This is a genomic window from Streptomyces sp. NPDC008238, assembly GCF_042956445.1.
GTDB lineage: Bacteria > Actinomycetota > Actinomycetes > Streptomycetales > Streptomycetaceae > Actinacidiphila.
The window spans coordinates 316,250-328,756 of sequence record NZ_JBIBGK010000005.1 but is presented as its reverse complement, the minus strand read 5'-3'; the positions used below and the strand labels follow the sequence as shown (position 1 = coordinate 328,756).

The following is a 12,507-nucleotide window of genomic DNA, read 5'->3' as shown; positions in this document are numbered from 1 at the left end:
GCCGTGCCGAGGCGCGGCTTCGGGGCATCGCGTCCGCGAGCGCAACGCAATTTATTGAGTGCTCTACGCAAGATCGCTGGCTTCGGGCATGCGAAAGGCCGGTACCCGGCACGTGGTCGTGCCGGGCACCGGCCCGTCAGGACGTCACCGCAGGCCGAAGGCCCGGGTGACGGTCTGGGTGACGCCGCCGCCGTTGCGCTGCTCCGCGGTGACGCGGATCGACACGTAGCCGGCCCGGCCCGGCGCGTCGAGAGCCGCGCGCCAGGTTCCCTTCTTCTCCTTCAGTGCCTGCCGCACCCAGGTGACCCCGTCGTCGTAGGAGACGTCGAGCCGGACGGAGGAGACCGCGTCCGCCGCGGCCGAGCTCCCGAGGACCACCGGGGTGACGGCGAGTTCCGACCCGCGCTCCGCCCTGCCCTCGGCGTCCAGCTCCGTGCCGTAGTCCAACTGCACCAGGGGGACGGCCTGGACGTCCTTAGGGGCGCCCGAGGTGAAGCGCCACTCGGTGCGGGTGGCTGTCGAGTACGGGCTGAGCCCGGGGTCGCCCTTGGTGTCGACGACCAGCCGGTAGGGGAGCGGCTCCGGCGCCAGGTCACCGACGCCGAACCAGGGGTAGCCCTCCATCCGGGACAGCTCCCGGTCGCCCTGGTAGAACGAGATCGCCTGGTACATGCCCGATCCGCCGCTGTGCGCCGAACCCGCGTCGCCGAAGCCCTGGATGTAGGCGCTCATCGCGTTCTCGCCGCGGTAGGGGAGATCGGAGGTGATCATGCGGGGCCGCGTGATCGGCCCGTACCAGCGGTCCTCGTGCACGCTGCCCGGCCGGTAGGTCACCAGGTCGGTGGACGAACTGCCCCAGCCGTCCAGTGCGGCGTTCTGCTGCCACTGGACGCCCGCGGTGACCCACTCGGTGCGGCGCCCGGGGGCGGCCGTCTCGGCGGGGAGCGCGTTGGGCGAGAACCCCTTGTACGGCGGGTAGTCGTAGGAGGGGAAGTCCAGCCGAGACTCGACGACCCGCCGCCCCGGGGGCGGGGTGAAGTCGACGTCGACGCGGGCGAGACTCCGGGCGTCCGTCCTGGCGGACGGGTCCGCGGGCACCTTGCCGAGGTGCTGGTCGACCAGGTCGTACAGGTACGCCGGCGCGGGATGCGCCTCGACGGCGAGCCGTACGCCCTTCCCGCCCGCTCCGGCGATCTCCCCGATCAGCTCCTCGCCCTCGTCCAGGGTCAGGGACGCGACCGGGACCTGTCCGGTCGTCACCTGGTCCGGGTCCCCGTACCAGTCGCTCTTGCGCCCCTCGCGGTCGTTGACCACCACGAGCAGCGCCGCACCGGCGGCCTGCGCCGCGGCCGCCTGGTCGGCGGGGGCCACGGCGTCGCTGCCGCGGACCACCACGGCCCGGCCGCGTGCGGACACCCCGGCGTACTCGGCCTGTGAGCCGGTGCCGGCGAAGACGGCGTCCAGGTGCGAGGTGCCGTCCCGCATCGGCCGGGAGCCGGGCTGCACGAGGGCGTCGTCGAGGTGCCGGCCCCGGTAGGTGATCGCCAGCGGCGTCTGCTCGGCGCGGATGCGGGTGGTGAAGGCGAAACTGCCCTTGCGCACCGTGTCCTTGGTCGGCAGCGCCCACAGGCTGTCGTAGACGGCCGAGGGCCAGATCCGCTCGCGCAGCGCGTTGGCGTCACCGGGCGTGGGGGTGGCGGAGGTGAAGGACCGGTACAGGTCGATCCTGCTGCTCACGACGCCGGTCGGCCGGGGCGTCGCCACCTTCACCTGGCGGGCGCGCGAGGCGTCCAGTTCCACGACGCGGTCGCCGGTGAGCTCGACCTCGGGGGCCGTCAGCACCGCGAGGCCGAGGGAGTGGCGTCCGCCCAGGCCCCGTACGTCCGCCAGCGACGAGACCATGTAGGTGCCCGGCGCCCAGCGGCTGGTGAGCGATCCGTCGGGGACCCACAGGTAGGTGGACGTGCCGTCCGCGCTCCTGACCTCGATCTCGCCGCTCACGGGACGGCCGTCACGGTCCTTCAGCCGGACCGTAAGGTCGTGCTTTTCGGACTCGACGGAGATCCCCGCCGCTGTGTGCAGCTCACCGCCCGCGTGGCGTGCGGTGACGAGCGCGGCGTACTGGCCCGCCGCCAGGCCCTGGGCGTTCGCCACGACCTCGGCCGTGGCCGTGCCGTTCGCCGGCACCGTGATCCGGTCGCCGGAGAGCGCGAACACCCCCGCCGGGGAGTCGCCGCGGTCGACGGAGAGCCGCAACGTGACGGGGCGGGCGGTGGTGTTGGTGTAGGTGATCTTCCGCTTGACCGGCGGCCGCTGCGCACCGGGCGCCCACCGGACGAGCCCCGCGTCGACCGATCCGGTCGCCACGACCGCGTCCTCGGTGTACGCGGCGGCCACGTCCAGCCGGCCGGTCCCGGCCTGGTAGGGGCTGTAGCCGGGGGTCGGGACGCTGGTGCCCATCAGGGCGTCCTTGATCCGCTGTCCCGTCCAGAGCGGGTGCTTCTGCGCCAGGAGCACGGCCGCCCCGGCGACGTGGGGCGTGGCCATGGAGGTGCCGCTGTCGACCCGGTAGTAGCCCTCGCCCCACTCCATGTACTGCGAGCGAGCCGCCAGCACGTCCACGCCGGGGGCGGTCATGTCGGGCTTGAGGGCGTCGCCGTTCATGCGCGGGCCGGCGCTGGAGAACTCGGCGAGGTGGTCGGACGCGTCGACCGCGCCCACGGTGAGCGCGGCGTCGGCCGTCCCCGGCGCGGCGAGGCTGTAGGCCGCGGGCCCGTCGTTCCCCGCGGCGACGACGAAGAGCGCACCGGTCTCGGCGCTCAGCCGGTTCACGGCCTGGCTCATCGGATCGTCCTGGGTGTGCCAGCCGCTGACGCCCAGGCTCATGCTGACGACCTTGGCGTGCTCGGTCCGCACCGCCCACTCCATGCCGGCGATGATCCCGGACACGGTCCCCGATCCGTTGTCGCCGAGGACCTTGCCGACGACCAGGTCGGCGCCGGGGGCGACCCCCTGCTCCTTGCCGTCCGAGGCGGCGCCGGTGCCGGCCACGGTGGACGCCGTGTGGGTGCCGTGCCCGTTCCGGTCGACGACGCCGTCACCCCCCACGAAGCTGCGGGTCGCCACGACGCGGTCCACCAGGTCGGGATGGCCGGCGTCCACCCCGCTGTCCAGGACGGCGACCCGCACCCCCGCCCCCGTGCCGCCCGCGGCCCAGGCGGCGGGCGCGCCGACCTGCGCCGTGGTGTCGGCCAGCGTCGCCTTCGCCCGGCCGTCCAGCCACACCTGGTCGACGCCGGCCGAGAAGCGCGGCTCCGCCGCGGCGCCCTCGGGCTGCGGGGCCGGCCGTGCCGACGACTGCCCGCCGTCCCGTCCGGAGCCGGTGAGTGCCGCCCAGAAGCCGGCGGCCTTCGACCGCTCGGCGCGCACCGCCTCGCCGCCGACGGAAGGAAGGCTGAGTGTGGTCCGCGCCCCGGGCAGTTCGGCGCGGGCCTTGAGGGCGGCGGAGCCCTCGGCGCGCGTGACGATGAGGGGCAGCGCGCTCAGGTGCCCGTCGTCGTAGCCCTGGGCAACCAGCTGTGTGACGTTGAACAGCTGCTTGTCGAGGCGTCCGGCGGCGATGTACGCCAACGCCTCGTCCGGGTACACATAGGTGTCCCCGCCCTCCGTGGCGACCCGCACGGAGCCGGTGGCCCCCGGTGCGCGCTCGACCTGTACCGCCGGGGCGTTGCCCTGGGGTGCCTGAGCCACCGTCACCTTGTCGCCGGTGATCAACGTGACCGTCGCGGGCGGGCGTCGGTCCGTGGCCGCCGCGGATGTCGCGGTGTCCGTCGCGGAGGGGGAGGCGCTGTGCGCGGCTCCAGGGCTCACGAGAGCGGCGACGAGAGCGGTGGCTGTCGCCGCTGCGTATCTTCGGGGGAAACGGGGTCTCACATTGCCCTCCAGAGTGGATGATCGGAGGAATCTGATCACCAACGAAGAGGCCGTGTAAAGCACTTGAACTCCGCACTAACGGACTGTAGCCTTCTGTGCTTTCCAGGCGGATGGCGTCGATTGCCGAGACGTATTCTGACGTGAGCTCAGGAACCCCGTTCACCTGCTGGTATACCCAACGGATATTGCCCCGGCCGGCGTGTGGAAGAGCGCCCGGGCAGTTCACTCGCCGGAAACAAAGGAATGCGGCGTGCGGTGGGGGGCGGGTCCCGCCCTCAGCGAAAGTTTCGACGGGACCGCTGTGCGCGGAAATCAATGATCGCGCCGATGTGGCGTGAATTCGGGAGCGCCCGAAGATGTCGCCATTTGTGGGGCCAAAGACCCGGGCGGACCCGGCCGTACGCGTCAACTGCCCGGTCCGCAGGCTGGTTGGTGTGCGAGACTGCCGGGACCGACAGCACGACCGGCCCCCCTCGCGCGACGGAGTCCGTCATGACGACCGGCACCCCCCATCCTCCGCGGATCGACACCGGCCGGGCCCACCCGGCACGCGTCTACGACTGGCTGCTGGGCGGCAGCGACAACTACCCCGCCGACGAGGCCGTGGGCGGGAAGCTGCCGCCCGAGGCGCGTGACGCGGCGCGGCAGAACCGGCAGTTCATGCAGCGGGCCGCCGCCTGGCTCGCCGCGCAGGGCGTCGACCAGTTCCTCGACATCGGCTCGGGCATCCCCACCGAACCCAACCTGCACCAGATCGTCCAGCGCGTGACGCCGGCGGCGAAGGTCGTCTACACCGACAACGACCCCCTGGTGCTGCACCACGCACAGGCGCTGCTGGCCGGCCGTCCCGAAGGCGTCACGGACTTCCTCCAGGCCGACGTCCGCCGGCCGGAGGAGATCGTGGAGCACGCCCGCGGCGTCCTGGACCTCACACGACCCGTCGCGCTCTCGCTCGTCGCGCTGCTGCACTTCGTTCCCGGCGAACAGGACGCCCACGCCATCGTGCGCACCCTGCTGTCCGCCCTGGCCCCGGGCAGCCACCTCGTCCTGTCGCACGCCGCGTCGGACCTCCAGCCGGAGCTCGCGGCGCACGTCACCGCCGAGTACGCCAAGGGCGGCATCCGCCTCGCCTTCCGCACCCGTCCGGAGGTCGCCCGCTTCTTCGACGGGCTGGACATGGTCGCCCCCGGCCTGGTGACGGCCCCGGAGTGGTTCAGGCCGCCGCAGGCGCCGGCCCCTGAGGACAGCGGAATCTACGCCGGAGTCGCCCGCGTCCCCTGACGCCCGCAGAGGCCCGGACCGGCGAGGACCGGCCGCGGGCCGGGTGGAACCGGTGACTGCTCGAGAGGTGTGTCGTGCTCCCGTCGACGCGGGCCTGTGCCCGTGCCCGCACGCGCACCGCGGCCAGGCGGGTGATCGCACTCGCTCCTGCAGCCGGTCGCCTTGCCTCCGCAAGGGGCCCGGTCCAGCCTCGGAGCGTCCGGCTGTCCACGACACGCAGCGTCAGGAGTCTCCCGGTGCCCGTATGCGAAGTCTGCGGTAACGATTACGAGATGGCCTTCGAGGTCCGCGCGGCAGGCGCGCTCCACATCTTCGACAGCCTGGAGTGCGCGGCGCAGAAGATCGCCCCGATCTGTGAGAACTGCCAGTGCCGGATCCTGGGGCACGGCCTCCAGTCCGACGGCCGGTTCTTCTGCTGCGCCCACTGTGCACGTCAGCAGGGCCACGCCGAACTCGTCGACCACGCCTGATCCCCCGGGGCCCCGCCTCAGCTCCGTGCGGAGCGGGCCCCGGGGGCGTACGACGGACGGCGAACGCCGACGGAGGATGTGGTCATGAGCGACGAACACGACATCACCTTGCGGGTCAAGGACGACACCGGAGAGACGATCTTCGAGATCCGTGAGCACACGTCCCTCAAGCAGTTGATGGACACCTACTGCGCCAAGACGGGACGGTCCCGCAAGGGGCTCGGTTTCCTCGTCAGAGGCGCACCCTGCAGCGCCACGGAAACGCCCGCCACTCTGGGCCTTGTGGACGGCGACGTCATCGACGTCGTGCCCGCATGACCCGAAGGAGACGGCTCGGCCGGGCCGCGCCGGCCCCCCGTGCCCGTCGTCGCCGGTCCGCGGGCCGGGGCCGTGCACCCCGTCCGCCCACGGGCGGGGCAGGTGCATCCGGGGGAGACTGGAGGGAAGGAGCCCGCCGGCGGGATCCCGGAGAGGGGCGGCGATGGGGGAGTGGACCTGGTCGTACGAGGGCTACGACCCCGCCCGGGAACGCCTGCGCGAGGCACTGTGCACCCTGGGCAACGGCTACTTCGCCACCCGCGGCGCCGCCCCGGAGACGGTCGCCGGTCCCCACCACTACCCCGGCACCTACGTCGCGGGCTGCTACAACCGTCTCCACTCGGCCGTCGCCGGGCGGAAGGTCGAGAACGAGGACCTGGTCAACCTGCCCAACTGGCTGCCCCTGCGGTTCAGGATCAGGGAAGGCGGGATGTGGTTCACCCCCGACGACGGCACACTGCTCGAGCACCGGCAGTGCCTCGACCTCCAACACGCCACCCTGACCCGGACGTTCCGGCTGCGTGACTCGCGCGGGCGGACCCTCGCCGTCGAACAGACCAGGCTGGTGCACATGCAGGACCCGCACCTCGCCGCCCTGCGCACCGTCTTCCACGCCGAGGGCGGCTGGTCAGGGGAACTGGAGGTGGAGTCCGCACTGGACGGCGACGTCCACAACGCGGGCGTCCCCCGCTACCAGGACCTGAACGGGCGTCACCTCACCGGAACGCAGACCGGGACCTCGCCACCCGACACGGTCTGGCTGCGGTGCCGTACGACCGTCTCCGACCTGGCCGTCGCGCTCGCCGCCCGCACCCGCGCCACCCCGCATCCGGCGGCCGCCCGGTCACTGGAGGCCGGGGAGCGCACCGCCGTCCACCGGCTGACCGTCCCCGTGGAGCCGTACCGGCCGGCCGTCGTCGAGAAGACCGTCGCCCTGCACACGTCCCGGGACCGGGCCATCAGCGACCCGCTGCACGCCGCACTCGACCGTGCCGAACGGGCCCCGGACTTCTCCGGCCTCCTCGACTCGCACGCCGCCGCCTGGGAGCGGCTGTGGCGCCGCGCAGGGCTGGACGTCCCCGGCGCGGCCGGACGGATCCTGCGGCTGCACGCCTTCCACGTCCTGCAGACTCTCTCCCCGCACACCGCCGAGCTGGACGTCGGCGTGCCCGCCAGGGGCCTGCACGGAGAGGCCTACCGCGGACACGTCTTCTGGGACGAGTTGTTCGTGCTGCCCTACCTGGACCTGCACTTCCCCGAGGTGTCCCGGTCGCTGCTGGAGTACCGCCACCGCCGTCTGGAGGAGGCGTGCCGGGCGGCCGAACAGGTGGGCTGCACCGGCGCGATGTACCCGTGGCAGAGCGGCAGCGACGGGCGGGAGGAGAGCCAGACCCTCCACCTCAACCCGCGCTCCGGACGCTGGCTGCCCGACCACACCAGACTCCAGCACCACGTCGGCTCCGCCGTGGCCTACAACGTCTGGCGGTACGGCCAGGCCACCGGCGACACGGAGTTCCTCTACACCAAGGGCGCCGAGATGCTCCTGCAGATCGCCCGCTTCTGGGCCTGCCTCGCCACCTGGGACCCCGACTGCGAGGACGGCGGCCGCTACCGCATCCGCGGTGTCGTGGGACCGGACGAGTACCACGACGCCTACCCGGGCTCCCCGACACCCGGTGTCGACGACAACACCTACACCAACGTCACCGCGGCCTGGGTGATGGACCGCACCCTGGAACTGTGGCGCGCCCTCCCGGCGCCGCGCCGCGAGGAACTCCGCGAGCGCACGGGCCTCGGGCCGGAGGAGACGGACCGCTGGGAGGACGTCTCGCGCAAGCTGTACGTCCCCCGGCACGCCGGTGTGATCAGCCAGTTCGCCGGCTACGGCGAGCTGGAGGAGCTGGACTGGGAGGGCTGCCGCGCCCGGCACGGCGACATCCGCCGGCTGGACCGGATCCTGGAGGCGGAGGGGGACTCCGTCAACCGCTACCAGGCCTCCAAGCAGGCCGACGTGCTCATGCTGGGCTACCTCTTCCCGCCCACCGAACTGCAGCGCGTCTTCGAGCGGCTGGGGTACCCGCTGGACGACGCCAGATGGCGGTCGACGGTCGACTACTACCTGCGGCGCACCAGCCACGGGTCCACCCTCAGCGGACTGGTGCACGCCTGGGTGCTGGCCCGGGCCGACCGGTCCGACGCCTGGTCCTGCGCCCAGGAGGCCCTGCTGGGCGACGTCACCGACGTCCAGGGCGGCACCACCGAGGAAGGCATCCATCTGGGGGCCATGGCCGGCACCCTCGACCTCGTGCAGCGCGGCCTGACCGGCCTGGAGGCCCGCGACGACGCCCTGTGGCTCGATCCGGTGCCGATGCCGCAGCTGTCGACGTTCGCCTTCACGGTGCGCTACCGGGGCCACTGGGGCGTCCGCGTCCACGTCGACGGGGAGCACGTCAGCATCGCCGTCCCCGCCTCCGCGGCGGGGCCCGTCCGGGTCCGCCTCGGCGGCCGGACCTGGTCCGTCCCCCCGGGCCGCTTCCGGGTGCTCGACCTGCCGGCCCGGTGACACGGCCGCGCGGCAGCGGGCCGTCCACCGCGTGACGTGACTGATCGACTACTGTGCGTCGCATGATGTGGCGAGCGGGTCAGCGCGTCTCCCCGCGCGGGGTGCTCCTGCTCCTGACCACGCTCGTGTTCACCGGCATCCACCTGGTGGCCTGCGCGCACGGCCCGGAACGCGCCGGCAACGACACCCTCACCGCCGCCCCGACGTCCCCGGCCGCCTGCCGGCCCGCGGACGACGCCGCGCCGCCGCCCGGGCAGGACGCGGCCCGTGGCGGCAGGCCGCGGGACGACCACCACGCGCTGTGCGGGGTCGCCCTCGACCGGCTGCCCGACCCCCGCCCCCGGCCCGCCGGCGCTCCCACGGGCCCCGGCCCCGAGGGCGTACCGCCGGCAGCGGCATCCGCGCCCCACCCGTACCGCGCCGCACCCGAAAGCGCCGGCCGTCCCTGCGCCCCGCAACGGTCCGGCCCCGGAACACTGAGCCTGCTCTGCGTATCGCGGACCTGACAGGTCACCGGCCCGCCCTCCCCGCACCGTGCGAAGGGCCCGGCCGCCCGCGCCCCTCGATCCGTACGAGCAGCGGCCGCGCCAAGGCGACGGCCGCAGGAGAGACACGTATGAGCACCCTCCCCCGCCCCGGCACACCCGCCTCACCGGCCGAACTCCCGGCCGGCACGGCGCCCCCGCGCCGCACCCCGGCCGGACTGGTCGGCAACACACCCGTCCTGTGGGTCGGATCGCCCTTCGTCCCCGACGGCCGCGGCTTCTGGGCCAAGCTCGAGGGCTTCAACCCCGGCGGCATCAAGGACCGCTCCGCGCTGTACATGATCGAGGCCGCCCGCGCCCGCGGCGAACTCCTGCCCGGCGCGAGGATCGTGGAGTCGACCAGCGGCACGCTCGGCCTCGGGCTGGCTCTCGCGGGCGCCGTGCACGGGCACGCGGTCACGGTGGTCACCGACCCCGGCATGGAACCGCCCCTGGTCGCCCTGCTCACCGCCTACGGGGCGACCGTCGAGGCCGTCACCGCACCACACCCCGTCGGCGGCTGGCAGCAGGCCCGCCGCGACCGGGTGCGCGAACTCCTGGCCGAGGACCCGGCCGCATGGTGCCCGGACCAGTACCACAACCCGGACAACGTCGCCGCCTACGCCGTCCTCGCCCACGAACTCGTCGCCCAGCTCGGCCGCATCGACGTCCTCGTCGCGAGCGTGGGCACCGGCGGGCACTCGGCCGGGGTCAGCGGCCCGCTGCGCGCGTTCTTCCCGCACCTGCGGCTGGTCGGCGTCGACACGACCGGGTCGACGATCTTCGGCCAGCCGCCGGCCGCCCGGCTCATGCGCGGCCTGGGCAGCAGCATCCACCCCCGCAACGTCGACTACCCGGCGTTCGACGAGGTGCACTGGGTGGCCGCCGCGGAGGCGGTGTGGGCCTGCCGCCGCCTCGCGCGCGACCACTACGCCACCGGCGGCTGGAGCGTGGGCGCGGTCGCCCTGGTCTCCCGCTGGCTGGCCCGTACGCTGCCGGCCGAGACCCGGGTCGTGACCGTCTTCCCCGACGGCCCGCAACGCTACCTCGGCACCGTCTTCGACGACCCGTACTGCCGGTCCCACGGCCTGCTGGACCACGAACCGTCCGAGGAGCCCGAGGAGATCGCCCACCCGGGCGAGACCGTGGTCGACCGTTGGACCCGCTGCACCACCGTCCGGGACCCGCTCGCCGGAGCGCCGGACCTCCGTCCCGACGGCACGTCCTTCGAGGCCGCCCGGTGAAGGGCCTGTGGCGGCAGGTCCGCTCCTTCGACACCCCGGCCCGGCTGCTGATGGCCAACCAGTTCGCCATCAACCTGGGCTTCTTCATGCTCATGCCCTACCTGGCCGACCACCTCGCCGGCGGCCTCGGCCTGGCCGCCTGGGCCGTCGGCCTCGTTCTGGGCGTACGGAACTTCTCCCAGCAGGGCATGTTCGTGCTCGGCGGCACCATCGCCGACCGCTTCGGCTACAAGACGCCCATCGTCATCGGCTGCACCCTGCGCACCGCGGGCTTCGCGCTGCTGGGCCTGGTCGACTCCCTGCCCGCGCTGGTCGCCGCCTCGGCCGCCGCGGGGTTCGCGGGCGCGCTGTTCAACCCCGCGGTCCGCGCCTACCTGGCCGTGGAGGCGGGCGAGCGGCGCGTCGAGGGCTTCGCCCTGTTCAACGTCTTCTACCAGGCGGGCGTCCTGATCGGTCCGCTCGTCGGCCTGGCCCTGCTCGCGTGGGACTTCCGGGCGGTGTGCCTGACGGCCGCGGCCGTCTTCGCGGTGCTCACCGTCCTGCAGTCCCGGGCCCTGCCCGACCGGCGGCCGGCCGACGACCCCGGCCACGGCAGCAGCAGCGCCTCCGGCACCGGCCCCGGCGCGGCGGCCGGCGTCCTCGGCTCCTGGCGGCAGGTGCTGGGCAACCGGCCGTTCATGCTGTTCTCGCTGGCCATGATCGGCTCCTACGTGCTGACCTTCCAGGTCTACCTGGCGCTGCCCCTGCAGGCCCACCGGCTGCTGGGCAGCGGCGGACAGGCCGTGACCAGCGGCCTGTTCATCGTCTCGGCCGTCGTGGCGGTCCTCGGCCAGCTGCGCATCACCGGCTGGGTCCGGGCCCGCTGGAGCGGGCCGCAGGCGATCGTCGGCGGGATCCTGCTCATGGGCCTGGCCTTCGCCCCCCTCGCGGCGAGCCCCGACCCGTCCGGCGGGACGCCGAACGCCGTCGTCGCGGTCGCCCTGCTTGTGATCGCCGTCGCGGTGCTCGCGGTGGGCAGCGCGGTGGTCTACCCCTTCGAGATGGACACCATCGTCACGCTCTCCGGAGAACGCCTCGTCGCCACGCACTACGGCTGGTACAACACCGTCTCCGGCCTGGGCATCACCGTGGGCAACCTGGCCACCGGCGCCCTCTGGGACGTCGCGGACAGCGGCCACAGGCCCTGGCTGCCCTGGCTCGCGCTGACGGCGACCGGCCTGCTGTGCGCCGGCTGCGTCCATCTGCTGTCCCGCGCCGGGGGCCTCGCCGCCGTCGCACGCGAACCGGCCCTCGCCTGACCTCCGGCGCGGGCACCCGCCCGGCCGCGCCCGCCCGACCGCGCCCGCGGGCTGCGGACTGGCGGGGCGGCGGCGGGTCTGCTGCGCTGAAGGGAGACGTGACGCGGGAGGTGAGCGGCGTGCAGGGTGGTCAGGACCAGGGCGGCGCGGCGGGAGCGGGCTCCTTCGACGGCGAGGACGTGGCCGGCCGCATCGCCGTGCGGCGGGAGCGGCTGGGCATGTCCCGCGAGGAGCTCGCCGTCCGGGCCGGGATGTCGACGGCCTACCTGCGGCAGGTCGAGGAGCTGGGCCCCCGGTTCGACGCAGCGGCCCTGCGGCGGATCGCCCACGTGCTGGGAACGACGTACGAGGAGCTGGCCGCGGGCCCCCGCGAGGCGCCGCCGGGACGCGGCGGCCCCGCGACCCGGCCGGTGCTGCAGCGCCTGACCGAGGGCGAGTGCTGGGAACGGCTGGGCACGCACGGCATCGGCCGCGTGGCCCACACGGCGGGCCGGGGCGACGAGGCTCCCGTCCTGCTGCCCGTCAACTTCCTCGTGGACGGGAACACCGTCGTCTACCGGACGGATCCGGCCGGCGCGGCGGCGGTCGGTCCCGGCACCAGGCTCGCCTTCGAGGCCGACTTCGTCGACGAGCAGCACCGTCTCGGCTGGAGCGTCCTGGTGACGGGCACCGCCGAGCGGATCGGCGACAGCGCCGTCTCGGACGCCCTCGGCCGACGGCCCGGCGGCGAACCCTGGGCCGGGGGGACGCGCGACCTGTGGATCCGCGTCGTGCCGGGCGAGGTGAGCGGCCGGGCCATCCGGTCGCTGCCCCCGGCAGGGGACGCGGGGCCGGGGCACCCGGGGTAGCGGCACACGGCGCGAGGGCGCCGGAATC

General features: G+C 74.0%; 9 protein-coding genes. 8 read left to right on the top strand and 1 reads right to left on the bottom strand.

The features are described 5' to 3' along the window. Positions 1-144: 144 nt before the first annotated feature. The gene (locus ACFZAU_RS15630) at positions 145-3,750 is read right to left on the bottom strand and encodes a S8 family serine peptidase (protein ID WP_500552593.1); all 3,606 of its coding nucleotides are present in this window, start codon (positions 3,748-3,750) and stop codon (positions 145-147) included. 675 nt (positions 3,751-4,425) lie between these two features. On the opposite strand from ACFZAU_RS15630, the gene ACFZAU_RS15625 reads away from it, so the two are divergent. The 8 genes from ACFZAU_RS15625 (at position 4,426) to ACFZAU_RS15590 (ending at position 12,479) form a co-directional block, all read left to right on the top strand. Beyond that, positions 4,426-5,214 (top strand): SAM-dependent methyltransferase, encoded by a 789-nt coding sequence (locus tag ACFZAU_RS15625; RefSeq protein WP_500552592.1) that lies wholly within the window; start codon positions 4,426-4,428, stop codon positions 5,212-5,214. A gap of 236 nt (positions 5,215-5,450) precedes the next feature. Beyond that, positions 5,451-5,684, top strand: coding sequence for a metallothionein (locus ACFZAU_RS15620; RefSeq protein WP_500552591.1), 234 nt, complete (start codon positions 5,451-5,453; stop codon positions 5,682-5,684). 84 nt (positions 5,685-5,768) lie between these two features. After that, a complete protein-coding gene (locus ACFZAU_RS15615) occupies positions 5,769-6,002 on the top strand; it encodes a ubiquitin family protein (protein ID WP_499606792.1) in 234 nt (77 codons plus the stop codon). Positions 6,003-6,165: 163 nt separating this feature from the next. Further along, positions 6,166-8,565: a glycoside hydrolase family 65 protein gene (locus tag ACFZAU_RS15610; RefSeq protein ID WP_500552590.1), complete on the top strand. Its 2,400-nt coding sequence runs from the start codon at positions 6,166-6,168 to the stop codon at positions 8,563-8,565. 62 nt (positions 8,566-8,627) lie between these two features. After that, entirely contained in the window at positions 8,628-9,071 is a 444-nt protein-coding gene (locus tag ACFZAU_RS15605) for a hypothetical protein (RefSeq protein ID WP_500552589.1), read from the top strand. Positions 9,072-9,181: 110 nt separating this feature from the next. After that, a complete protein-coding gene (locus ACFZAU_RS15600; protein ID WP_500552588.1) occupies positions 9,182-10,333 on the top strand; it encodes a PLP-dependent cysteine synthase family protein in 1,152 nt (383 codons plus the stop codon). Then, complete coding sequence (locus tag ACFZAU_RS15595; RefSeq protein WP_500552587.1) at positions 10,330-11,631, top strand: MDR family MFS transporter; 1,302 nt, start codon at positions 10,330-10,332, stop codon at positions 11,629-11,631. Before ACFZAU_RS15600 ends, ACFZAU_RS15595 begins: the two co-directional genes overlap by 4 nt. Before the next feature lie 119 nt (positions 11,632-11,750). Continuing rightward, positions 11,751-12,479, top strand: coding sequence for a helix-turn-helix domain-containing protein (locus ACFZAU_RS15590; protein WP_500552586.1), 729 nt, complete (start codon positions 11,751-11,753; stop codon positions 12,477-12,479). Positions 12,480-12,507 lie beyond the last annotated feature (28 nt).